At 61.6% G+C, this 22,031-nt stretch carries 24 protein-coding genes and 1 tRNA gene; 5 read left to right on the plus strand and 20 right to left on the minus strand.

What is annotated here, in order from left to right; all coding sequences use genetic code 11:
* The first annotated feature begins 20 nt into the window (after positions 1-20).
* Positions 21-848, plus strand: coding sequence for an ABC transporter permease (locus U0042_RS11570; RefSeq protein WP_114815481.1), 828 nt, complete (start codon positions 21-23; stop codon positions 846-848).
* 107 nt (positions 849-955) lie between these two features.
* On the opposite strand, the gene U0042_RS11575 is transcribed toward U0042_RS11570, so the two are convergent.
* The 4 genes from U0042_RS11575 to U0042_RS11590 form a co-directional block, all read right to left on the minus strand.
* Positions 956-1,378 carry a hypothetical protein gene (locus U0042_RS11575; protein ID WP_017776717.1) on the minus strand — a complete coding sequence of 141 codons (423 nt, stop codon included), beginning with the start codon at positions 1,376-1,378 and terminating at the stop codon, positions 956-958.
* Between the two features lie 149 nt (positions 1,379-1,527).
* The gene (locus tag U0042_RS11580) at positions 1,528-2,586 is read right to left on the minus strand and encodes a permease (protein WP_114815480.1); all 1,059 of its coding nucleotides are present in this window, start codon (positions 2,584-2,586) and stop codon (positions 1,528-1,530) included.
* A 125-nt stretch (positions 2,587-2,711) separates the two neighbouring features.
* Positions 2,712-3,821, minus strand: coding sequence for a tRNA 2-selenouridine(34) synthase MnmH (gene mnmH / locus U0042_RS11585; protein ID WP_114815479.1), 1,110 nt, complete (start codon positions 3,819-3,821; stop codon positions 2,712-2,714).
* Between the two features lie 143 nt (positions 3,822-3,964).
* The gene (locus U0042_RS11590) at positions 3,965-5,017 is read right to left on the minus strand and encodes an NADP(H)-dependent aldo-keto reductase (RefSeq protein WP_114815478.1); all 1,053 of its coding nucleotides are present in this window, start codon (positions 5,015-5,017) and stop codon (positions 3,965-3,967) included.
* A 306-nt stretch (positions 5,018-5,323) separates the two neighbouring features.
* On the opposite strand from U0042_RS11590, the gene U0042_RS11595 reads away from it, so the two are divergent.
* Entirely contained in the window at positions 5,324-6,751 is a 1,428-nt protein-coding gene (locus U0042_RS11595; protein ID WP_114815477.1) for an MFS transporter, read from the plus strand.
* Positions 6,752-7,020: 269 nt separating this feature from the next.
* On the opposite strand, the gene U0042_RS11600 is transcribed toward U0042_RS11595, so the two are convergent.
* From U0042_RS11600 to U0042_RS11625, 6 genes are all read right to left on the minus strand, one after another.
* Entirely contained in the window at positions 7,021-7,290 is a 270-nt protein-coding gene (locus tag U0042_RS11600) for a YadA C-terminal domain-containing protein (protein ID WP_327205053.1), read from the minus strand.
* Positions 7,291-7,326: 36 nt separating this feature from the next.
* Positions 7,327-8,103, minus strand: a complete 777-nt coding sequence (gene istB, locus U0042_RS11605) for an IS21-like element helper ATPase IstB (RefSeq protein ID WP_327204976.1) — start codon at positions 8,101-8,103, stop codon at positions 7,327-7,329.
* Positions 8,093-9,619: an IS21 family transposase gene (gene istA / locus U0042_RS11610; protein ID WP_327204975.1), complete on the minus strand. Its 1,527-nt coding sequence runs from the start codon at positions 9,617-9,619 to the stop codon at positions 8,093-8,095. The genes istB and istA overlap by 11 nt, the downstream gene beginning before the upstream one ends.
* A gap of 529 nt (positions 9,620-10,148) precedes the next feature.
* Positions 10,149-11,003 (minus strand): toprim domain-containing protein, encoded by an 855-nt coding sequence (locus U0042_RS11615; RefSeq protein ID WP_114814591.1) that lies wholly within the window; start codon positions 11,001-11,003, stop codon positions 10,149-10,151.
* Entirely contained in the window at positions 11,000-12,523 is a 1,524-nt protein-coding gene (locus tag U0042_RS11620; protein ID WP_114814592.1) for a DEAD/DEAH box helicase, read from the minus strand. The genes U0042_RS11615 and U0042_RS11620 overlap by 4 nt, the downstream gene beginning before the upstream one ends.
* Positions 12,520-13,389, minus strand: coding sequence for a ParB N-terminal domain-containing protein (locus U0042_RS11625; protein WP_114814593.1), 870 nt, complete (start codon positions 13,387-13,389; stop codon positions 12,520-12,522). The genes U0042_RS11620 and U0042_RS11625 overlap by 4 nt, the downstream gene beginning before the upstream one ends.
* 47 nt (positions 13,390-13,436) lie before the next feature.
* On the opposite strand from U0042_RS11625, the gene U0042_RS11630 reads away from it, so the two are divergent.
* On the plus strand, positions 13,437-13,988 hold the full coding sequence (locus U0042_RS11630) for a hypothetical protein (RefSeq protein WP_114814594.1): 552 nt from the start codon (positions 13,437-13,439) through the stop codon (positions 13,986-13,988).
* 151 nt (positions 13,989-14,139) lie between these two features.
* Here the strand turns inward: U0042_RS11630 and U0042_RS11635 are convergent, their stop codons facing one another.
* The 5 genes from U0042_RS11635 to U0042_RS11655 form a co-directional block, all read right to left on the minus strand.
* On the minus strand, positions 14,140-14,409 hold the full coding sequence (locus U0042_RS11635) for a helix-turn-helix transcriptional regulator (protein WP_114814595.1): 270 nt from the start codon (positions 14,407-14,409) through the stop codon (positions 14,140-14,142).
* Between the two features lie 137 nt (positions 14,410-14,546).
* Positions 14,547-15,374, minus strand: coding sequence for a DUF6387 family protein (locus U0042_RS11640; protein ID WP_157977896.1), 828 nt, complete (start codon positions 15,372-15,374; stop codon positions 14,547-14,549).
* An 8-nt stretch (positions 15,375-15,382) separates the two neighbouring features.
* Positions 15,383-16,258: a DUF6387 family protein gene (locus U0042_RS11645; RefSeq protein ID WP_232833564.1), complete on the minus strand. Its 876-nt coding sequence runs from the start codon at positions 16,256-16,258 to the stop codon at positions 15,383-15,385.
* A gap of 203 nt (positions 16,259-16,461) precedes the next feature.
* A complete protein-coding gene (locus tag U0042_RS11650) occupies positions 16,462-16,974 on the minus strand; it encodes a hypothetical protein (protein ID WP_114814597.1) in 513 nt (170 codons plus the stop codon).
* On the minus strand, positions 16,961-17,359 hold the full coding sequence (locus tag U0042_RS11655) for a hypothetical protein (RefSeq protein ID WP_114814598.1): 399 nt from the start codon (positions 17,357-17,359) through the stop codon (positions 16,961-16,963). The genes U0042_RS11650 and U0042_RS11655 overlap by 14 nt, the downstream gene beginning before the upstream one ends.
* A 629-nt stretch (positions 17,360-17,988) precedes the next feature.
* On the opposite strand from U0042_RS11655, the gene U0042_RS11660 reads away from it, so the two are divergent.
* On the plus strand, positions 17,989-18,543 hold the full coding sequence (locus tag U0042_RS11660) for a hypothetical protein (RefSeq protein ID WP_114814599.1): 555 nt from the start codon (positions 17,989-17,991) through the stop codon (positions 18,541-18,543).
* 36 nt (positions 18,544-18,579) lie between these two features.
* Here U0042_RS11660 and U0042_RS11665 read toward each other — a convergent pair whose 3' ends face one another.
* On the minus strand, positions 18,580-18,873 hold the full coding sequence (locus U0042_RS11665) for a hypothetical protein (protein WP_114814600.1): 294 nt from the start codon (positions 18,871-18,873) through the stop codon (positions 18,580-18,582).
* A gap of 89 nt (positions 18,874-18,962) precedes the next feature.
* Between U0042_RS11665 and U0042_RS11670 the strand changes: the two genes are divergently transcribed.
* Entirely contained in the window at positions 18,963-19,217 is a 255-nt protein-coding gene (locus U0042_RS11670) for a hypothetical protein (protein ID WP_232833565.1), read from the plus strand.
* An 85-nt stretch (positions 19,218-19,302) separates the two neighbouring features.
* Here U0042_RS11670 and U0042_RS11675 read toward each other — a convergent pair whose 3' ends face one another.
* The 4 genes from U0042_RS11675 to U0042_RS11690 form a co-directional block, all read right to left on the minus strand.
* A complete protein-coding gene (locus U0042_RS11675; protein ID WP_157977898.1) occupies positions 19,303-19,683 on the minus strand; it encodes a hypothetical protein in 381 nt (126 codons plus the stop codon).
* The gene (locus U0042_RS11680) at positions 19,680-20,420 is read right to left on the minus strand and encodes a hypothetical protein (protein ID WP_157977899.1); all 741 of its coding nucleotides are present in this window, start codon (positions 20,418-20,420) and stop codon (positions 19,680-19,682) included. Before U0042_RS11680 ends, U0042_RS11675 begins: the two co-directional genes overlap by 4 nt.
* Before the next feature lie 156 nt (positions 20,421-20,576).
* Complete coding sequence (locus tag U0042_RS11685) at positions 20,577-21,767, minus strand: tyrosine-type recombinase/integrase (RefSeq protein ID WP_114814603.1); 1,191 nt, start codon at positions 21,765-21,767, stop codon at positions 20,577-20,579.
* Between the two features lie 175 nt (positions 21,768-21,942).
* Positions 21,943-22,018: transfer RNA gene (locus U0042_RS11690), tRNA-His, on the minus strand.
* Positions 22,019-22,031 lie beyond the last annotated feature (13 nt).

Raw genomic sequence — 22,031 nt, forward strand, 5'->3', positions numbered from 1 at the left:
CGAAAAACCGACGGCACGACATGGACGCACGCACCTACGATACCCCCGGCCGGCCCGCTCCCATGCGCGAACGCATTGCGGCGCTGCCCTCCAACGCCACGAACTGGATCGCCGTCTGGCGACGTAACTACCTCGTCTGGCAGAAGCTCGCGCTGGCCTCGATGTTCGGCAATCTGGCCGATCCGATGATCTATCTGTTCGGGCTAGGGTTCGGGCTCGGGCTGATGGTCGGGCACGTGGACGGCGTCTCGTACATCGCATTTCTCGCGGCCGGCACGGTGGGGTCGAGCGTGATGATGTCGGCGAGCTTCGAGTCGATGTACTCGAGCTTCTCGCGCATGCACGTGCAGCGCACGTGGGAAGCGATCATGCACACGCCGCTCACGCTCGGCGACGTGGTGCTCGGCGAGATCGTGTGGGCGGCAAGCAAGGCCCTGCTCTCGGGCACGGCCATCATGATCGTGGCCGCGGCGCTCGGCTACGCGAGCTTTCCGTCGATGCTGCTGGCGCTGCCGGTCATTGCCCTCGCGGGCCTCGCGTTTGCGAGCCTCGCGATGATCGTGACGGCGCTTGCGCCCTCGTACGACTTCTTCATGTTCTATCAGACGCTGGTGCTCACGCCGATGCTGCTGCTCTCCGGCGTGTTCTTCCCCATCACGCAGTTGCCCGCCGCGGCGCAGCAGGTGACGCTGCTGCTGCCGCTCGCGCATGCGGTCGCGCTGGTACGCCCCGCCATGCTGGGCCGGCCGATAGAGAATGCAGCGCTGCACGTGGGCGTGCTCGCGGCTTACGTGGTGGTGACGTTCGCGATATCGGCGGTGCTGTTCCGCCGGCGCATGATGCGCTAGACGATGCGATGGGCGTGACCGCGTGCGGATGATGTCATCGGTCAAGAGCCATCGATTAAAGCAGAGACGCCGCTACCATAGCGGCGTCTCTCTTTTCAGCAAGACACTCAGTCCTCGTCGTCGCTCCAGGGAATCTCGACGTCGGTAATGAACGCGACCGTCGCGAACGGGCCGCCGTCCTGCCGCCCCATCTTCCCATCCGCGCGATGCCATTCCACGCGGAACACGGTGGCCGCCGTATCGGCAAGCAGACGCACCGCGCGCAGTTCCTCAGGATCCGTTTCCTCGACGGGACCGTCGAGCGAGACCAGCAGTTGCTGCGGCCACAGGCCGTTCGCGGGATCGTAAATGCGGTCGCCGTCCGGCACCGACGTGTGCGCTTCCACGCCGATCGTCGCCGACGCCTCCACGATCATCTTGCCGAGCGCGCGCAGCACCGCCGTCGCGCGTGCGGAATTGGCCTGGCGGATTGCCAGATCGCCGCGCGTGAGCGCCTGTTCGAGTTTCGGATTCGTTTTCTGTTGCGCCATTCTGAGCCCCCGGTTCCTTTGCTTCTGCCACGCGCCCTCACGGCGCGCGGCGGGTGGCGCGCATGCGGTCAGTCATGTGCGCCGCATACCCCACCGTTGTTGCATGCTACACCGCTTCACCGGCCCGGTGGCCGGCACCTCGGCTGCGGTTAGAAGCCGAGTCCCATGGCAATGAGACCGGCCGCGATGCCGAAGAGCACCACCGTCACCGCGACGATCGCCAGCACCCTGGGCCGGAACGAACGCGCCAGCATCGCGAGCGACGGCACGCTCACGGGCGGCAGCGTCATCAGGAGCGCGCCCGCCGGCCCCACGCCCATGCCGAGCGACAGCATGGCCTGGATGATCGGCACCTCGCCCGCCGTCGGAATCACGAACAGCATGCCGGCCACGGCGAAGGCGACAATCCAGACCAGCCCGTTGCCGATCTCCGGACCGATGTGCGGAAAGAGCCACGCGCGTGCGGCGCCGAGCAGCAGCACCAGCACGATGTATTCAGGTATGAGGCGCACGGCCATGCGGCCGAGAATGCGCATCCACCGCGCGAACATGCTGCCTTCGGCCTGCTGCATCACGACTTGCGCGAGTTGCTCGTCGGCTGCGCGCGATTCCTGGGGCGTCACGAGCCGGTTCAGGAACCAGCCCAGCCCGAATACGAGCGCCACGCCAAGCACGAGGCGCAGCGCCGTCCAGTGCCAGCCCAGCACGAAGCCCATGAAAACCAGCGTCGCCGGATTGAGCACCGAGTTGCCGAGCCAGAACGCGATGGCCCCGCCCGGCGACGCGTGACGCGCGCGCAGGCCCGCCACCACGGGCGCGGCACAGCAGGTGCACATCATGCCGGGGATGGCGAGCAAGCCGCCCGCCGCCACGCTGCCAAAGCCGTTGCGGCCCAGCACGCGCGCGACCCACTGCGCCGGCACGAGCGCCTGCACCGCGGAGCCGAGGAGCAGACCGAGCACCATGGCCTGCCAGATGGCCTTGCCGTAGGCCCAGGCATAGTCGAGCGCGGCCTGAAGCGTCGGCGCGGGCGGGCTCGCTGCCGTACCCATCAGGATCGACTTGCCGATGGAATGCGTCTCCGCGGCTGTGAAGGCGCGGTGGTAGTACGGAAACCACTTCACGTAGAAGAGGCCCGCGACGGCAATCAGCAGGAAGATCATCCATCCCGCTGCGGGCGGCGCGGACGTGTGGCGTGTGGTGTTCATGGGTATCGTCGTTGGATGTGTCAGTTTGAAAACTCGAGGCGCTTGCGCGCTGGAATGCTTGGGGCCGCTATCGCTTTGGGCCGCTATCGACCCCGCTATGGCGTGCTATGCGGTTTGGCCGCCCTTCATGGCTGTGCGGCCGGGTGATGCGCGGGCTCCTGCAAGGCATCGGGCGCCGCACGTTCGTGCCCGCCCAGCCGCTCGAGCAGCGCCCTCGCCTGCGCGACGCTGTCGGCGGCATTCGGCCGGAACTCGAAACACAGCGCGTGCGCGAGGTTGCCGAAATGCTGCTGGCTGCTGCGCCGGTACGCCGGATCGTAATGCCGCTCGATCAATTCGCCGAACAGCTCGGCGCGCGCGCCGCTGTCGATCAGTTCATGCCAGTGCCGCACCTGCTCGTGGCTATGCAGCCCGACCAGCTTGGCGAGCTGCGTCTTGAACTGCTCCGGCGCGTCGAACAGATGCGCGTAGTCCTGCAGCAGGAACGCGACGCGGTCCTCGCGCGTCGCCTGCACTTCGATGCAGGTGCCCCCGTGGATGCCGCTCAGCAGGTTCTCGGGCAGCGAGACGGTGCCGATGCGCCGGCTCTCCGCTTCCACGAACACGGGCTGGCTCGCATCGAAACGCTCGAGCGTACCGGCAAGCGACGTCTCGAAAGCCTTCTGCGACGGCTGGGGCTGCCCCGGCAGTGCGCCGAGCAAAGACCCCCGGTGACACGCAAGCTGTTCGAGATCCAGCACCTGCGCGCCCGCGAGCCTCAGCGCCTGCAGCAAACGCGTCTTGCCGCTACCCGTGTGGCCCGTGAGCGCCACATACCGATACCGGCCCGGCAGTGCGTCGAGCCGGTCCAGCACGTGGCGTCGCCACGTCTTGTAGCCGCCTTCGAGCTGGCGCGCCTTCCAGCCGATCATGTTGAACCACGTCGTCATGGACCCGGACCGCTTGCCGCCGCGCCAGCAGTAGATGAGCGGGCGCCAGTTGCGCGGCCGGTCCGCGAAGATCGTGTCCAGGTGCATGGCGATGTTGCGCGCGACCATCGCCGCGCCGACGCGCGTGGCGTCGAACGGCGAGACCTGCTTGTACATCGTGCCGACGATCACCCGCTCCTCGTTGCTGAGCACGGGCGCGTTCGTGGCGCCGGGGATGTGGTCCTCGGCGAATTCGAGCGGCGTGCGCACGTCGACGATCTCGTCGAAGTCGCCGAGCTGGTCCAGGGTCGCAAGCAGGTTCTTCAATTTGGCCTTACCGGAAACGGGGTGCCTATCCGCACCGGCAACCGTCAGCGTGCGACGAAGCCCGGCGCAGGAAGCGCAAGCCCGGAATTATCGCACGCGGCCCGGCGGCGGCCGGCGCCTTGGTCCGGGCCGCCGCCTCCCGCTTACGGCGCAGGATTCGGCTGCGCTTCGTGCAGCGCGTCGATTTCGGCCAGCACCTCGGGCGAGAGCCGCACCTCCGCGCTCGCAATGTTTTCCTTCAACTGATCGAGCGACGTTGCGCCGATCAGGTTGCTCGTCACGAACGGCCGGCTGTTCACGAAAGCGAGCGCCAGTTGTGCCGGCGAAAGACCGTGTCGCTTTGCGAGGGCAACGTACCGGCTCGTCGCAGCGACCGCCTGCGGCTTGCTGTAGCGCTGAAAGCGCTCGAACAGCGTGATGCGGGCGCCGGCGGGCCGTGCGCCGCCTTCGTATTTGCCCGAGAGCCAGCCGAACGCGAGCGGCGAGTACGCGAGCAGCCCGATGCCTTCACGGTGGCTGAACTCCGAAAGGCCGGCTTCGAAGGTGCGGTTCAGCAAGCTGTACGGGTTCTGGATGCTCACGATGCGCGGCAACCCGAGCTTTTCGGCAGCACGCAGGAACTGCGCGACACCCCACGGCGTTTCGTTCGACACCCCGACGTGGCGCACCTTGCCCGCCTTGACGAAGTCTGCGAGCACGGCGAGCGTTTCTTCGATGGGCACCGTGTAGGCGTCGTCGATCCACGGATAGGCTGAGCGCCCGAACGTCATCGTGTTGCGGTCCGGCCAGTGCAACTGGTAGAGATCGACGTAATCGGTCTTCAGACGCGCGAGGCTGCCGTCCAGCGCCTCGGTCAGGTTCTTGCGGTCGAACTGGTTGGTCTCGCCGCGAATGTGGCGGGGGTTGTGCGGCTGGCGCGCGGGACCCGCGATCTTCGTGGCAAGTACGATGCGTTCACGCGCGGCCGGATGCTTTTCGAGCCAGGTGCCGATGTAACGTTCCGTCAGGCCTTGCGTTTCGGCGCGTGGCGGCACCGGATACATTTCAGCGGTATCGATCAGCGTCACGCCGTGATCGAGCGCGTAATCGATCTGGGCATGCGCCTCGCTTTCGGTGTTCTGCTGGCCCCACGTCATCGTGCCGAGGCCGATCAGGCTCACCTTCACATCCGAGTCGCCGAGTTTGCGGTATTCCATTGCAGCGTCCTGTGGGTAGATTGTGCGTGGATTGTGCGTTGATTGATGTCTGGACCCCGTGCCGGATCGACGGGTCAAACCTGCCGCGAATGCGGCGGCAAAGACGCAAAACCTACCATAGCCACGCGATTTCTTCAGCGTGGCTACAATGGCGGTCCGGCGCCGTACGTCGCCCTGCCAGTGCCGCGTCATTCGCGACACGCGATGCTTTCCAAAGGGATTTCAGGCGCTTTTCGATTACGTCGCAATCAGGCCTGCTTCCCGCAGCCAGCCCATTTACGCCGCTCCGTTCCCCGCCAGCTGCCCATGTCAGGCTCCTCCTCTACCGCCCTTCGCGCACCGGACTCGCCATTGATCGTGTTGCTCGTTGCAGGCGCATTCTTCATGGAGAACCTCGACGGCACCATCATCGCGACCGCCCTCCCGCAGATGGCGCACTCGTTCGGCGTGCATCCCGTCGATCTCTCCATCGGCATCACCTCGTATCTGCTCACGCTCGCCGTGTTCATTCCGATCAGCGGCTGGACCGCCGACCGCTTCGGCGTGCGCCGCGTCTTCACGGCCGCGCTCGCGGTGTTCACGGCGGCTTCCGTGGTATGCGGCATGACCGACGGGCTCGTGAGCTTCACGGCGGCCCGCATCGTGCAGGGCATCGGCGGCGCAATGATGGTGCCCGTCGGCCGACTCGCGGTGCTGCGCGCCACGCCCAAAGACGACCTCATGCGCGCCATCTCGATCATCACGTGGCCGGGGCTCGTCGCGCCCGTGATCGGGCCGCCGCTGGGCGGTCTCATCACCACGTATTCGTCGTGGCGCTGGATCTTCTATCTGAATCTGCCGCTCGGCCTGATCGGCATGGTGCTCGCTTGGCGTTTCATCGACGGCCGCGACGACGACACCGAGCGGCGTCCCTTCGACGGCCTCGGCTTCGTGCTGTCCGGCGTCTGTTGTACAGCGCTCATGTACGCGATGGAACTGATTGGTCGCAGCGACGCACCGTGGCGCGAAGCGCTCGCGTTTTTCGCGGCGAGCGTGGCGACCGGCGTGGCGGCATTCCTCCACCTGCGACGCTGCCCGCATCCCGTCGTCGATCTGAGCGCGCTGCGGGTGCGCACCTTCGCCGTGGCGATGGGCGGCGGATCGCTCTTTCGCATCTCGATCAGTACGGTGCCGTTTCTACTGCCGCTGATGTTCCAGATTGGCTTCGGACTCGACGCGTTCGAATCCGGACTGCTGACCCTTGCGGTGTTCGCGGGCAACCTCTCGATGAAGGTCGTCACCACGCCCGTCATGCGACGCTTCGGCTTTCGTTCGGTGCTGCTCGTGAATGGCGCGCTCGCGGCGCTCTCGCTCGCCGCGATGAGCCTGTTGACGCCGACCACACCATACGGGTGGGTCGTCGCGCTGCTGTTCTTCTCGGGCCTCGCACGCTCGCTGCAATTCACGGCGATCAACACGCTGAGCTTTGCGGACGTACCGAAAGCGCAGATGAGTGCCGCGTCCACCTTTGCAAGCACGCTAGGCCAGATGACGATGGGCATGGGCGTGGCCGTGGGCGCCATTGCTTTGCGCGTTGCGGCGTGGCTGCACGGACATCCCGCGCAGTCGGTCACGCCTGCTGACTTCAGCCTCGCGTTCGTGCTCGTTTCGCTGGTGGGATTTGCCGCGCTCTACGACGTGTTCGGGCTGGCACGGCATGCCGGCGCCGAGGTGAGTGGACACGCGAAGCGGTAGGACAGGCGCTATTGCGCTCAAGGCCGCGGCTACGCAGACGGCTACGCGTTGCCGGGTGACATTGGCTGGGCGAGTTTGACGGCCATTTGGACCTGACGGTCCATTGCGAAGAATGGACAGGAGCGACCGCCCGATGTGGCTGCGCTCGCTCCGTCTCCTGCATCTGTTCCTGTGCGTCGGCTCATGAAGCAACCGCGCCGCGCCGCCGTCGCAAGCGCGGCACGGGCGATCGGGGACAGTAGAAACACCGTCCCCGATCGCTGCCTCCGTCAGAACTCGTATCCGACCTGGGCACGCACCCCCGTCGATCCGGTAGACGTCACCGAGGCTCCACCATTCACCAGCCAACGGCCGTTCTCCGAACGGTAGGTCACGCCGACACCGACGGCCTGCGAACCCAGATACGCCGCCACACCCGCCGCCACAACGGTCTTGCCCGGCCCCGAAGGCGTCAAGTTGGGCATCGCCATCGCTGCGGCCACGCCCGCGTAGGCGTCGTGCGTGTTGATTTGCACGGAAGCCTGACCCACGATTTGCATTGAATTCTGACCCACCCCTTGGACCAGCCTTGCGGGTTATGCGGTGGGTATCTGGGTCTTCTTTCGCTCCTTCTTTGGCTGTGTTGTGCTGTTTCTGAAACGATAGCTATCGTTGCCTGTTTCTACAATGTGGCAGTGGTGTGTGAGCCGGTCGAGCAGCGCGGTGGTCATCTTTGCATCGCCAAACACACTGGCCCATTCGGCGAAGCTCAGGTTGGTGGTGATGATGATGCTGGTGCGCTCGTAGAGCTTGCTGAGCAGATGGAACAGCAGCGCCCCGCCGGTCTGGCTGAACGGCAGGTAGCCGAGTTCGTCCAGCACCACGAGGTCGGCATACATGAGCCGTGTGGCCAGTTGCCCGGGCTTGCCGCCCAGCTTCTCCTGCTCGAGGGCGTTGACCAGTTCGATGGTGGAGAAGAAGCGCACGCGGCGGCGATGATGTTCGAGCGCCTGCACACCGATGGCCGTTGCCAGATGGGTCTTGCCCGTACCGGGCCCACCCACCAGCACGATGTTGTGCGCCGAGTCGATGAAGTCGCACTGGTACAGCTGGCGCACCAGCGCCTCGTCGGCATCGCTGCAGCTGAAGTCGAACCCGCCCATGTCGCGGTACGCCGGGAAGCGTGCCACCTTCATCTGGTACGCGAGGGAACGCACTTCGCGCTCGGCAATCTCCGCCTTGAGCAGCCCGGCCAGCACCAGCGAAGCCGCCTTGTACGCCGGCGAGTCCTGCGCTGCGAGTTCGCCCAGCGCCTGGGCCATGCCGTGCAGCTTCAGTGACTTGAGCATCTGCATCATGGCCTCAGGCTGCATGGCTGTCCTCCCGGCCACGCAGGCGGTCGTAGCGGCCGACGTTGGCCTGTGGCTCGACCTTCAGTGCGAAGGCCTGCGGCGTCTGCAGCGGCGGCACAGGCGGGCTGTCGAGCAGGCGGCTGAGGATGTTCAGTACCGTCTGCTTGTTCGGCACACCCGCCTCAAGCGCCCGCTCAACTGCGGTGAGCACCATCTGTTCGTCGTGCAGCAGCACCAGCGCCAGGATCTCGACCATCTCGCGGTCGCCGCCCGGGTGCCTGAGCAGCACGCCCTGCAGCCTGCGCAAGGCCTCCGGAAACTCGGCGAACGGTGCGCCATTGCGCAGTGCGCCCGGTTTGCGCTGCAGGACGGCCAGGTAGTGACGCCAGTCGTAGACCGTCTCGCCGCGGTCATGGCTGCGGTTGATACGCCGCCCGTGCTCGGCGATCACCTGCCCCTCGGCAACGAACACCAGCCTTGCGGCATACACACGCAGGCTGATGGGCCGGTTGGCGAACGACGCCGGCACGCTGTAGCGGTTGCGTTCGAAGTTCACCAGGCAGGTGGGCGAAACGCGTTTGACATGTTCGACGAAGCCATCGAACGGCTGGCCCACCGGCATCAGGTGGGGCCGCTCGGCCGACCACGCATCCCAGACCGTCATGTCCTGCTCCGGGTGCCGCGTCTGCTGCCACAGCAGTACGCACTGGTCGGCCAGCCAGTCGTTCAGCGCATCCAGTGAACCGAACGCCGGCACCTTCTGCCAGAGGCGGTGGCGGCTGTCCTGGACATTCTTCTCGATCTGCCCTTTCTCCCAGCCCGAGGCCACGTTACAGAACTCGGCATCAAACAGGTAGTGGCTCACCATCGCGCTGAAGCGCGCGTTGACCTCGCGCACCTTGCCGGGACGCACCCGGTCAACGGCAGTCTTCATGTTGTCGTAGATGCCGCGGCGTGGAATGCCGCCCCAGGCGACGAACGCATGATGATGCGCATCGAACAGCATCTCGTGGGTCTGCAGCAGGTAGGCGCGCAGGAAGAAGGCCCGGCTGTGGCTGAGCTTGAGCTGCGCGACCTGCAGCTTGACACGCTCGCCGTTGATCACCGCCCAGTCCTCGCTCCAGTCGAACTGGAATGCCTCGCCAGGGGCAAAGCGCAGCGGCACAAACGTTCCGCGTCCCGTGGTCTTCGCCTGCTCGTGCTGTTCCTGCCGCCACCGCCGGGCAAACGCCGCCACGCGGTCATAGGAGCCCGTGAAGCCAAGCGCGCACAGATCCGCGTGTATCTGCCTGAGCGTCCTGCGCTGCTTGCGCGGCCGGTTCGCCTCGGTCTTGAGCCAGCCTGCGAGCTTCGCGGCAAACCCGTCGAGTTTGCTGGGGCTGTGGCGCTCGGGATAGGCCGGCAGAACCGTGCCGGCCCGGATGTAACGCCTGACCGTGTTTCTGGACACGCCCAGCCGTCTGGAAATCTCGCGCAACGAGACCTGATCGCGAAAGTGCCAGCGTCGGATGATGCTCAATATAGCCACGTCGATCACTCCGTTCCCCTGCCCGTTGCCGAGCAGGTCAGTGTTCTACGTGGGTCAATATTCGATGCAAATTACTGCCCTGGCCGGGTCAGGTTTCCGTGCAAATCAACACTCCGCGATCTGCTTCACGGTCAGCGGGAAGCATTCGTCGAGCAGCGCGCAGATGCGGCGCTGGGGAGAGCCGTCGCGTTCGATCTGCTTCACGATCGCTCTCCGCCGTTCCAGTCGACAACGTCGTTCATGCTTCTGCTCCTTTCCGTATTCAGCCATCCGACCTCTAGTGGTACTAACCAGTACCTTCTCCCAACCCCCAAAACCACATCCCTGCGCTTTACCGCTCCGAGGAGAGCGGACTCAGCCCATCCTGAGTCCGCCTTTACAACGCATTCCGCTCGTCGGATCGCATTGACTCGCCAGCCTTTCGATCTCGGGTGCTGGCTTCGCCGCCCTTACCGGTGTTTCAGATCTATCCCACAGTCCCGGTTCTTCCCGTGCCGCTGCCGTTAAACCATGTCCGACCAGCGCGGTGCTTTGCTGCCTACGACGTCCGGCGCGCCTCCATCAGCTTCCTGCACACCGCCATCAGCCCGGCACGCTTGTGGAGGTCGTTGGCGTCCTCTCCTACGGCGTCGCTCATCGTCCAGGGCAGGCCTGTTTTCTCCGCCGCACGTTGACCGGCATTCGACTGATCGTTATCTGCAAACACGTACTTGCGGCCCGCCACAAACGGCGCCATCGCGGCCATGTTCGAGTCGTTAAAACAGATGAGGACGGCGGCGTTGAGGCGCATCTGGCGGGCCGCCATCTCGATCGACAGACCGGTTGCATAGCCTTCGCAGAGAATCGTTTCGGATGCGCGTGAAGGGCCGATCCTGAAAACAGCACCGCTCGCGCTCATACCAAAGATCATTTTCTTGACCCACCTGAGGTCGTCGTAGTCCCAGTAGATCGACTGGACGCCGCGCAGCTCGCCCTGCATGGAGCGCATTGGCACTATCAGACGCCTGTCGGGAAGGACCAGCCCACGAGCCTCGGGAAGCCCTTTGAAGTGGAAATAGTTGTGCTCCCCGATTACGGCGGTGGAAATGAGCTTTTCTGCCCGATGGACGGCATCGGCACGTCGTCGTGCGGCTAGCCTCTCCGAAGCACGTCGCTTTTCCGCCCAGACACGTTTTTCCGCATCTGTCCAGGATCTGGCATGCGGATCGTCGAACCAGACCGTCTCGGCGGCCCCATCCCAGGCCATGACCCATCCACGGCGTCCGTCAAACATGTACGCGCCGTTCCTTGACCGCGGATGAGAGTCAGTCGGGCAACGCCGGATGCGTCCGGAGTCGTCGAGATGGGAAATCAGGACGCCGTGCGAAGCAGCGAACCGGACGAAGTCGCTCATGCCGCTGACCTCGCCTTCATGAAGGCAATGTCCAGCGACTTGATCTTCCGGATGATTGCCGGGTCAACATTGACCGCATCGGTACTGAACGGGAACGACCGGGGCGGTTCGTGTCCGCTGATGTTGCGGAAGAGATGCCAGGCCCGGCCGCGCGGATTCTTCGAGTTGCTGCTGTTCGCGTACGAGCACAACTGCACCCACAGGTCACGCTCGTTCGCAGCAACCCTGCTTTTCCCGATGAAGATCTCCTGCATCTGCCCCGGGAGCGCCGCCACCGCAGCCTGCGGCGCCGTCTCGTGGCCGCAAGACATGCAACGTCTGAAGAACGGCTTGTAGCCGCATTTCGGGCATGACAGGGTCTCGCGTTCCGACACGTCCTTCCGTACGGACCGGTCGAGTTTCTCGCCCTCGTCAAGTGAATCGAGACCGTGATAGAAGAAGTGCGTGAAGTCTTCGATGAACCGGACGATGTTGCCGCTGTGGTCTAGAAGAAGACAGTCAGTCTTGCCGGTCTCCTTCGAGGCCCTGAGTCCCCTGCCCCACATCTGGATTGCCGTGCTGAGCGATTTCCGCAGTGGACGGCAGTCGACCACGCATCCGACGTCCTTTACGTCGAAGCCCTTTGCCAGCGCCTCCACGCTGATCAGAACGCGGATCGCCGAATCCGGCCTTGAAAACTCGGACAGGATCCGCTCGCGCTCGTTGTCCTTCGTTGCGTGTGTGAAGACCTCAGCCATCACCCCGCATTCGTTGAACTGACGGCACAGCTCTTCGCAATGGCGCACGTTCGAACCAAACACGATCGTCTTGCGGCTCTCCGCGTATCGCGTCCACTCCGAAACTACGTCACCGACGATCTCCATACCGCGCTCCGCGGCTGCCTTGTCGGTCCATTCGCCGTCCGACGTCCTGGCGCCGTCCATGTTGATGCGCGTGCAGGACATCACCCTTAATGGCACCAGCTCGCCCGACTCGGTAAGTTCGTGCATCGTGGCGGCATTGATAAGGTTCGTGAAAACCTGCCCCAGCCCTCGCGAGAAAGGCGTCGCACTGAGCCCGATAACCGTAGCCTTGGTGGTCTTGACGTGCTCGACCATCGACTGGTAGAGCGTGTGCGCCTCGTCGATGATGATGAGATGGGTATCGTGCCAGCCGCGCTCCATCACCGTCTGCACGCTGGCGATCTGGAACGGCAGATCCATGTTGAATCGCGGGTTCTGCGCCTGGATGATGCCGTGCTGATGTAGTCCGTACGCCGACGCCACGGCGCTCGTCTGGTTGATCAGCGACTTCCGGTCGCACACGAATGTCGCCTTTCGGCCAGTCTTCAGGGCCGCGTGGCACAGCTTCAGGCCAAGGTACGATTTGCCTGCGCCAGTCGGGGCACAAAGCATCTGGACGCGATGCCCGGCACGTCGGCCGGCGATGATGCTGTCGATCGCCGGATCCTGGAACGTCCGCGGCGGCGGGAATCTCGCCTCGGAATAGTCGGGCAACAGATCGAACAGGGGCTCGTTCATCTCGCTGCCCTGTCCGAGTAACCGTGCTTCTCAGCGATACGCCGCCAGCGTTTCGCCTGCGCCTCAAGCTGCACCTTCTCGTTCATCAGGCCGGTCTGACGCTCGCGCAGAACGGCAATCTCGGCAGCCTGACGCTTGATCTCCGCCGCCTGTTCGTCAATCAGCGTCAGCGCGGCGGCAAGCTTGTCATCGGCATAGGCCACTTCGACCAACGCGTCGTATTTCGCGCGATCGAGGCGCTCCTGCTCCCGATGCACAGCCATTTCCTCAGGCGTCGGGCCGCAATCCCCTGATAAGGACTGCTCAGTGTTATCGAAACGCGAAAATCCTGATTGACGGCCCGCGCTCCTGTGCCCTTGTTCTACCTGCCTCGCAGCCTGAGGAAGGCTGATTTCGCCATGAGCGACACGCTTTACAAGTTCTGGATCACGCCTGGCGACCTTGTCCGCCATCTTCTGCGTGCGGACGCTGGCACCGGATTGAGCAGCCCTGTCCGCTGACGTCGATCGAGGTGCAACGTTGCACTTTGAAGATTTCCGGTCACCGCCGTGCGCCTCCGCCTCAATCCAGTCCGTCGCGGCGGCGACGATAGCGGCATGCTGGCCTGGCGTCAGATGCCGCCGATGCAGGTTTTCCGACAGCACGAACTGCAGCGGATCGGATCCGGCATATGACACGGTGACCGGCTCCACGCCGGCTTCCAGACATGCCCGGTAGCGATTGGCGCCGTCGAGAATCATCCCGTCGAGCACGACGATCGGCCGTTGCAGGCCGTTCGCCTCGATGTCGGCCTTCAGTGCTTCGAATTCGATGCCTTCTATGGGCGGGAAAAGCGAGCAGAGGGGATGCAATTCGAGGTCGCTCATGCCGACTCCCCCCGATTCAGGGGGGAATCCGCACCGGCAGTAGAATCGTGATCGCCACAACCGACGAAACTATCTTCCGGGGGATTCCCATGGACTTTTCGCTCGTCAGCGGTGCTGTCGCTTCGATCACCGCCGCCAAGGAAATCGGCAAGGCCGCGCTTGGGTTGAGAGATTTCAACCAGATGGCGGCGCAAATCAGCGAGATGAACGCCAGGCTGCTCGACGCGCAGGAGAGCCTCTTCGCTCACAACACCCAGTTGCTGGCGCTGCAGCAGCAACACTTCGAGACCACACAAAAGCTGGCCGAAGTCGAAAAAGCCCTGGCGGAGAAGGGTCGCTACACGCTGTTCGAAATCGTTCCCGGCAGCTTCGCTTACCGCGCAGATGGCGGACCAAGTGCCACCCATGGAGGTAACCCAGTTACCGCGGAGCCGGAGCACTACATCTGCCAGCCCTGCTTCGACGGGCCCGACAGGCGCAAGGTGACTCTCAGGTTGCATCCGACTAGCAAACATATCGTCGGATGGTGGCATTGCCCCGTGTGCAAGACTGATATCAGGCTTCCCGGGGAGGCGCCGCCCATCAATGCCCGACGATGAGGCGGTGGACCCAATAGCTGGATGGGCGCGTGACATTACGCCGCCCCCAGCCGCAAATGACGGATCAGCAAGGAAGCCGCGGCGGCCAGCAGGACGCGATGGTTGTATCCGGCCATGATGGCGCGCTTGAGCAGTGTCTCCATGGCGCACCTCACGCGGCTTGCTGGTCAGCCGCATCGGCGGTGTAGCCGATGGGGTCCGCCGCCCAGCGATGCAATTCACGGTTCGGCCAGAGAGTAGTGCGCTGTGTCAGACGAACCCGGCGGGGAAAACGTCCAGCTTTTTCCTGAAGGCGAACCCATTCACGCGAGCGATTTCCGGTGAATATCTGGACGCTCTTCCAGTTGGAGAACCCGTCAAGAGGGATGGACGCGGGATGCGCGCCGCCATCCAGCTGTGTGTTTGTCGCTCCTGACGCCATGCTGTGAACCTCGTACAAGGTTGGTGAACATGGGCAAATGCTAAGTAGCGACCGGAAACAGATAAAGGGATGAAAATTACTAAGAAAGTATTCCGGAACGGTTTTTACGTATATTCCGTTCCGGAACGATACGCGCCCTACGTTTGTTCCTGCTCTTCTAGTGATTGCGAAAACATTGCTTCAAGGTACGCGGGGCTAGACGCTTCGCGCGCCATCGGCGCGACGACTTTCCGAATGCGCTCTGCGAGATTTACGTCGTATTCATCGGGAAATAGCATCACGCCTAGCGCTTGATTCGTAATCGACCAATCTTTAATACCAGCAAAAAAAGTGATATCAAGATAGGCCAAGATGCGATTTTGATGCCATCTATCAAAATCCTTTTTTGCGAAACGCCTTTGACGATTTGGTATATTCAGAGATTTTCGAGTTACGCGAATCCAATTTCTAAAATCGTCGATTAGTTTCTCTTCAGAAGCAAAAAGATCTACCTTCATTTGAACTTCACCCGACGTATCAAGCCCTAATTCTTCCATCATCTTCCAAGCCGGAACATCGAGTTTTTCATAAGCGTAGCGCGACTTATCATCGAATTTTGCCTCCCCATACATCTCTTTCTCAAGAACCGCCAACGCATCACGATACTCAGGAGCGGCGACATCATCGCCAAAAGTTTTCAATATCCAATTACCGGATAATAAATCGAAAGCAGTCACATCCCTGACTTGGGATCGAAATACATTTTTCATGTATCCGTCACCCTCCTTCAGTTTTCTAGGTGGGATAATAGGATTCCGCAAAAGATTGTCCGCAGCTTGAACCAATTCGTGTCGCGGAACTGCAGGCTCCATAGAGAGACGCAATCTACGAAACATAAGGTTTATGTACCAGTCTGCGCAATCAAATGCACCGCAAGCGTTATATTTCTGTACGGAAAAATCCTTCAGGGCAGAAATTTCTTTCATTGGTGTATTCATGATCTCACCAATACCCATCCATTTTCATTAGACCCAATGTTCGCGAATTTATGAGGAAGTGCCTTTTCAAGGCGCCCCGACGCTATCTCGTAGCGTGCCTGGTCTCGCAGGGCATCTGTAAATGATTCAGCGCAAACGTCCCTAGCCAATGGTGCCACGACTTTTCTGATTCGTTCAGAAACGCTCACATCAACGTCGTTTGGGAAAAGAGCTACTCCCATATCCTGATGGGAAATCCGGACGCCATTCACCATGGACCACAACCACAAATCAAGGAAAGGGAGAACCTTATATTTCGACCATTCTTCGAATTCCCTCAATTTCACTGGCTTTCGCGGAACTGAAATCGATAGACACGCCCGAGTTTTTCTAAGCCAATTTGTAAAGTCGCGAATAATTTTATCTTCACTACTATGAAGATTGACATTGACAGCAACATTCTCCTCATACCCCAAATCGCATTCCATGAACATCAGCCAAGTTGGTTTTGACAAAAACGTGCGGTCCATATCGGAAATTTTTCCATTGTTTCTGAACTTATCGAAAGCTTCCTTGTACAATTGAAATCGGTCGTCGGGCTCGCCACACCAAAAATAGTCTTCCACAGTAAAGTCCGTAACAGTGGGGAATTCCATTGGCGGCGCAATATCCTGCCTCACTGTAGCCGTGATCAGCGGATCGTTCAAAATGCTGTCAGCAAAATCTTTAAGACCCTTATCAGAAGCATGTTTTGAGCTTGTGCAATGCAAGAGGAATCCCCTCGCCTCGAGATTCAAAGTCCAGTCGACAATATCAAATGACTCTACTATGGAATATCGTCCTATTTGAAAGCTCGCCGGTATATTCGACCTTGCGTAATTTCTTGATCTCATTTACACCCTCTCACACCCTCAAATGAGGAGCCGCGCCAACAGGGTAAGGGAGCCCTGCTTTCGCCCCGTCAGGCTAGGCGCGGTTGCGAACGATTATGCCCGTCGTCAATCGGGTTGCGAAAGTTTCCTTATCTCCTTCGCCACCCGCGCCGCATCCAATACGGCGTACGCGAGCCGATTCACGAGTTTGGAAACTGACGACGTTACTCATGGCGGACTCCATCCACGCGGGTCCCCTTCGCCCGCGACCGGGGCGGCTGCACGAGCCCGGGGACAAGTAACTTAAATCGCTGGAATTTTTCGTCATTGCTTGCTGCCTCGATGCACTCCCACTGACGCTTACTTTCTGCGATCCCTTGCGGGGAGTTGTAACGTTGCAGGCGCGCAAGCTCGAGCTTCATCATGCGTATCTTGTGGTCGCACCAACTTCCGTCATGCCTCGGGTTGACCCCAACGCACCAGTTGTCGACGTCAAGGAATGCACGACGCGGTCCCTTCGCACCCTCCGGGCGCTTCCGGCGCATCCAGAACTCGGATTGACCGGATTCCCACCGCACGACCGCGTAGCCGTCCGGCCACTTCATCCCGGACGGGACGACCCCCTCGGCTTCCAGCTGGAGGCGCGTCCCGATGTACTGCACCATGCCGTACTTCGGATCAAGGTGGATGGTCAGTTCCCCGAAGTCGACCGCGTCAGCGCGATTATTTCCGTTCATCGCCGGCCTCCTGCTCGCCGATCACGCCGTACTCTTCTGCCCAGCCGGAGAGCTCCTCTATTTCGGCCGCAAACCTTGACGATACCTCGGCGCCGAGGCCGAGGAGCGACGCAACGCTGGCGCGCGAAAGCGGTGGTTCGACATTGGCAAGGTCGTTGTCAAAAGCGAAGGCGTCCTCGCGCACCAAGTTCGCTCCGGCGATGCGGAAAATAACTTCGAGACCACGAACAATGCGATTCGCACTGTCAGCATGGCGAAGAAACGGTTCGACCTGCAGGCGGTTGGTGCGAGCTGCGTCGCGAACGCGACTGCTGAACTGGGAAAAATCCTCGTCGAGAAAGTTTCTCGCCTCGGAAGCACCGGATGGGAGATCAACGGTAGACATAGTTCGGGCTCCTAGTTAATTAGGGCCCGCCTTCCATCGCCAAATGGGGTGGGCGGGCACACAACGGGGTTGGCGAACCGGAAACTAGGAACCGGCATGCGCGCGAGCGCATCCCCACCATGGCCCACCCATAAATCGGATGAGATGGTACAACGGACGAAAAAATACCGCCAAGCGGCGGTCGTCCGCCCAGTTTGCTCGGGTCGCCAAACCCGGCCGCTGTTGTCTCAGCGACGGTTAAAGCGTAGTCGCCTGCATCGACCGCGTCAAGTGGATTCACACATAGGCCGTCATCTTCGATCGCCTGTAGGAGCAGTGCTTGTATTTCTCCGCGGCAGCGCGCGTCAATTATTAGCGGTGCTATACGATCGTGAATAGATTCCTTATGGGAGCCCTGCCCACGCACTGTTCACACCACGAGTACAGGACACTAAACACCGTGTGTACAGCGCACTTTACTTCGGCGGCGAAACGCTACCCGCTACCGCATTCCCCGCACGGCAAATTGATTCTTCTGATTGAATGGCCGTGTTCCGTCGCTCGAATCCATCACGCTCGCCTCGCCAAAAAATATCCTGTTGCGGCCTCGGCAATGGTGTCGGGACATCCCTGGACATAGGAGACTAATAATGGCGGCAAAGAAGCAGATACTGAGCAAACGCGCAGAGATGATCCAGTTGATAAAGGCGCATCCCGGCATATCATCCGCCGAACTCGCGTCGCGCGTCGGCATAGTCGGCGCAAGCAAGGTGACGACTGCACTTTGGCAGTACGTTCGCAGCAAAAAGATCGTGACCGAGCGCGCCGAGATTGACGGTCGGTGGATGAACAGGCACTACATGTCGGATCAGATCCCGCCCGATGCGGCCGAACGTATCAACCAGAAAATCATCGACGCGGGTGAAGCCGTTCCCGTACCGAAGTCACCCGAGGCTCGCAACAGCGTGTTCGACGTGCCGAAGGCGGCTCGCTCACGGAAGCCGGTGTCAAAGCAGCCCGTCACGACGCTGGCGCCCACGACTGACGTACCCCGCATCTTCTCATGTGCAATCGCCAACGACGGCAGTCTGGTCCTGATGCGCGGCGGCCGGATCGAGATGTCGCTGCCGCAGGCCGATGCTGCAGCGCTGCAGCAGTACCTCGTCAAGCGCGCCGCCGCGAGCTTCCTCGCGAGCATGGCGTAGAGGCGGGCCGGCGTGCGGGGCGCCGGCACCACCCCATCAAGGCACAAGCCGATCCAGTTGCTCTACCAGCCACTCGTCAAGAGGCTGCGCGTTCCGATTGACCCCACCTGCCTGAACCTGCAACAGCAGTCGCGATGGCAGGTCCTGCAATGTTGGTTGAGCCTGGTGATTCATGACATTTGCCGCACCTTGAAGCGTTGGAATAAGTGCGCGTGCATGGAAAGCGGCGCCGTTCTGGCCAAGATGAAGCGCGATCGAATCGATGATCGCTTTCTGCGATTTCGCGATGCCGAGTAGAAGCTCTGCGAGCTGCTCGTTCGTGATAGCCATGTCGCCTCCTCTGAATCTGACTGCCGCACTGATACCATTGCCGCAAACGAACAACGGGGAACACGATGCGCGGACTCTATGCACTTGGCATGATTGCCGTTCTCTGCGGCTGCACGACCATTTCGGAGGTCACGCCGGCCGGTGATGGCAACTATACCGTCACCACGCAAGTGCGCGGCGGCATGACGCCGTGGGGAGAAGTCAAGGCGTCCAGCCTGAAGCGCGCGGACGACTACTGCAGGCAGCAGGGCAAGCAGATGCATCAGGTGGACATGCAAACTCATGGCGTCCGCGGATGGACGCCGCAGGAAGCCGAACTGACGTTTTCCTGCGTAGCCTCGTGATCGTCACTGCCCGCGCGTGAAGCGCTGAAAATGAAAAGCCCCGCTCGGGGCGGGGCTTCAGAATGCGCGTCCAAATTGGCCGGCTCTATGGATTCGCCTTCACGTAAGCGGCAAATAGATCGGCCTTAGGCAGAAAGGCATGGCACGAGGCCACTAGGTCGGTCGCCTCTTTCTGAGCGAACGGCATAGAGAGATGATAGTCCGCGTGCGTTCTGACCTTTTTCAGATCAATCAGAACGTACGCGAGAGAGCGACCTTTCATGCTGTGCGCTTTCAAACGCTCAGTCAGCTTCTCATGTTCCCCCAGCGACTGCGGACTAGGTGGAAGATTCGCATCGGCCACTTCAAGCGCCTTGTGGAAAGCTCCGTAGTAGGCTCTAGAGGCGCCTGATCGCCATTCTGCCTCGACCGCTCCGTTTGCCAATTGCCCAGCGAGAGCCAAAAGATCAGAAACCCCGATGCTCAACGTGCCACCTCTACGTAAGTGTCCTGGAAGGTATATGAAGTGAGTGGACGACACGCGAAGGTCACCAACTCTGGATAACAATCCTCGAACTGCTCAACCAACGCTTCTGCGATTTCGAAGTTGATTTCGCCACAGGTCTCCGCATCCGCATCGATAAATAATTCGTAGCGCAGTGAGTCGTCAGGGTAATGACGAAGAGCCGCCTGTCTAATCGGGAAGCCGCGCGCTCGGACTACGGCTATCGCAGATTCAAGAAGCCTCAGCCGGGTCTCGGCCGGTACCCGTCGCGAATGGGCGACTTCCACCAGGCGACGGGTCGAGAGAGCGATGGAATCCTGTGACAATCCGTGCTTCTCCATGATTTCCGCAGCCTCCTCAAAACGGAGCGCCATGCCCAGAAGTTGAGCCCCAGACCGAAACTGGTTCACATCGTTGGCAACTTCCGCCAGTCTTCCGCCAATGTCGGCGGCACGGCGCGGTTCTCCGATGTTAGCAAGTATCGAGCCTGCGTTACCCAGGATCGTCACGTCATGCGGCGCGAGCTTTAGCGCGGCCTGCAACCGTCTTATGCATTCTTCATTGTCACTCTGCAGGAACGCCGTGAACGCCAGGACGAGCCAATAGATCTCCGGTTCCCCGACGTGCTTGCCCAGCAGCGTCTGCATTTCCCGTTCGATCCGTTTTAGCGTCAGCAGATTGCCGTCCCGCCGAATCGCCAGATCGATGATCTCGCTCAAGCGCTCTCGGCCCACTTCTAATGGCTGATTCAACGCCGCCGCCCCCAGTTTATGTGTTCGATTTCGCACGAATAGTAGCAAATCCCCTAGATCCGTGCCTCCTACCCGAACGAAGAGTGCCCTAGAGCACGATAACGGCACGACTGCTGCCAGTCTTTACAACGCAACACAGGCACTGGAAACTCGCTCCAGATAGTCACCCCACCACTGCATCATTTTTTTGCGCTCGCTCAAATACTGCGCATGGTTGTATGCAGCCCGCACGCTGTCCCGCTCGCTGTGCGCGAGCTGCCGCTCGATCCAGTCGCTCTCGAAGCCGTTCTCGTTCAGGATGGTAGACGCCAGCCCGCGGAATCCGTGACCGGTCATCCGTGAGTGGTAGCCCATGCGGTACAGGGCGTAGAGGACGGTGTTCTCACTGATCGGCTGCTTCGCGTTCGAGCGGCTCGGGAATACCCACTGCCACTGACCGTTCAGTTGGCGGAGTTGCCGGATGATGCCGAGGGCCTGCCTCGACAGCGGAACGATGTGCTGGGCGCGCATCTTCATCCTCTCCGGCGGAATGCGCCATTCGGCCTTTTCCTCGTCGATCTCGGTCCATTCGGCGTAACGCAGCTCACCCGTGCGAACGAACGTCAGCGCGAGCAACTGGAGGGCCAGTCGGGTCTGCAGGTCGCCGTCATAGGCCGCGATCTTGCGCATCAGCTCCGGCACCTCGGCCTCGCCGACGCGCTTCATGTGCGTCACGGGCTTGCTCCTGAGCGCGCCGCGCAGGTCGGGCGCGGGGTCGCGCTCGGCTCGCCCCGTCGCAATCGCATAGCGGAACACCTGACTGGCCGCCTGCATGGCCTTTCGCGCCAGCTCGAGCGCGCCGCGCGACTCGATCTTCCGGAGCACCGCCAGCAGTTCGGGAGCCGACACCTCCTTGACCGGCCGGGCACCAAGCGACGGGAAGAGTTCGCGCTCCAGAAGCTTGAGCACCTTCCCCGCGTGCCCTTCCGACCACCCGTCCTTCCGGTTCTCGTGCCATTCGCGCGCAACCGCCTCGAAGGAGTTCAGGCGCTCCAGCGTCCTCTGCAGTTTCTCCCGCTTCTTCTCGTGAGACGGGTCGAGCCCGGCACGCAGTGTGTCCTTGACCGCCTCGCGGGCCTTCCGTGCCTCAAGCAGGGAAACGGCTGGATAGACGCCAAGGGCCATGCGTTTCTCCTTGCCGCCGATGCGATACTTCAGGCGCCAGTATTTCGAACCGTTCGGCATGACCTCGAGGTACATGCCCTGGCCGTCGGCCAGCTTGTAGGAGCGCTCCCGCGGCTTCGCAGCACGCACCGCGACATCGGTAAGGGGCATGGGGGCATCACGGGGGCATCAATGCCCCGCAGGCTGTGAAAAGTGCCACCAACGATGCCCCCAGATTCAGTGGGTGTCAATGGGAAACCTTGGGCAAAGATGGCAAGCAGAACCGCCGCAAGTGCTTGACTGGCGGGGATTTTTGGGCAACTATGGGAAACGTTGGGACGATCTTTGGGGTGGCTGATGGGACTCGAACCCACGACAACAGGAATCACAATCCTGGACTCTACCAACTGAGCTACAGCCACCACTGCTACAACT

This window comes from Paraburkholderia kururiensis (genome assembly GCF_034424375.1).
Lineage (GTDB): Bacteria > Pseudomonadota > Gammaproteobacteria > Burkholderiales > Burkholderiaceae > Paraburkholderia > Paraburkholderia kururiensis_A.

Bases quoted from the DNA above. Each gene is read 5' to 3' on its own strand.
- U0042_RS11570 (WP_114815481.1), top strand. From the start codon at position 21: ATGGACGCACGCACCTACGATACCCCCGGCCGGCCCGCTCCCATGCGC.
- U0042_RS11575 (WP_017776717.1), bottom strand. From the start codon at position 1,378: ATGGCGCAACAGAAAACGAATCCGAAACTCGAACAGGCGCTCACGCGC.
- U0042_RS11580 (WP_114815480.1), bottom strand. From the start codon at position 2,586: ATGAACACCACACGCCACACGTCCGCGCCGCCCGCAGCGGGATGGATG.
- U0042_RS11590 (WP_114815478.1), bottom strand. From the start codon at position 5,017: ATGGAATACCGCAAACTCGGCGACTCGGATGTGAAGGTGAGCCTGATC.
- U0042_RS11595 (WP_114815477.1), top strand. From the start codon at position 5,324: ATGTCAGGCTCCTCCTCTACCGCCCTTCGCGCACCGGACTCGCCATTG.
- U0042_RS11600 (WP_327205053.1), bottom strand. From the start codon at position 7,290: ATGCAAATCGTGGGTCAGGCTTCCGTGCAAATCAACACGCACGACGCC.
- istB (WP_327204976.1), bottom strand. From the start codon at position 8,103: ATGCAGCCTGAGGCCATGATGCAGATGCTCAAGTCACTGAAGCTGCAC.
- U0042_RS11615 (WP_114814591.1), bottom strand. From the start codon at position 11,003: ATGAGCGACTTCGTCCGGTTCGCTGCTTCGCACGGCGTCCTGATTTCC.
- U0042_RS11620 (WP_114814592.1), bottom strand. From the start codon at position 12,523: ATGAACGAGCCCCTGTTCGATCTGTTGCCCGACTATTCCGAGGCGAGA.
- U0042_RS11625 (WP_114814593.1), bottom strand. From the start codon at position 13,389: ATGAGCGACCTCGAATTGCATCCCCTCTGCTCGCTTTTCCCGCCCATA.
- U0042_RS11635 (WP_114814595.1), bottom strand. From the start codon at position 14,409: ATGGCGTCAGGAGCGACAAACACACAGCTGGATGGCGGCGCGCATCCC.
- U0042_RS11640 (WP_157977896.1), bottom strand. From the start codon at position 15,374: ATGAAAGAAATTTCTGCCCTGAAGGATTTTTCCGTACAGAAATATAAC.
- U0042_RS11645 (WP_232833564.1), bottom strand. From the start codon at position 16,258: ATGAGATCAAGAAATTACGCAAGGTCGAATATACCGGCGAGCTTTCAA.
- U0042_RS11650 (WP_114814597.1), bottom strand. From the start codon at position 16,974: ATGAACGGAAATAATCGCGCTGACGCGGTCGACTTCGGGGAACTGACC.
- U0042_RS11655 (WP_114814598.1), bottom strand. From the start codon at position 17,359: ATGTCTACCGTTGATCTCCCATCCGGTGCTTCCGAGGCGAGAAACTTT.
- U0042_RS11660 (WP_114814599.1), top strand. From the start codon at position 17,989: ATGGCGGCAAAGAAGCAGATACTGAGCAAACGCGCAGAGATGATCCAG.
- U0042_RS11665 (WP_114814600.1), bottom strand. From the start codon at position 18,873: ATGGCTATCACGAACGAGCAGCTCGCAGAGCTTCTACTCGGCATCGCG.
- U0042_RS11670 (WP_232833565.1), top strand. From the start codon at position 18,963: ATGATTGCCGTTCTCTGCGGCTGCACGACCATTTCGGAGGTCACGCCG.
- U0042_RS11685 (WP_114814603.1), bottom strand. From the start codon at position 21,767: ATGCCCCTTACCGATGTCGCGGTGCGTGCTGCGAAGCCGCGGGAGCGC.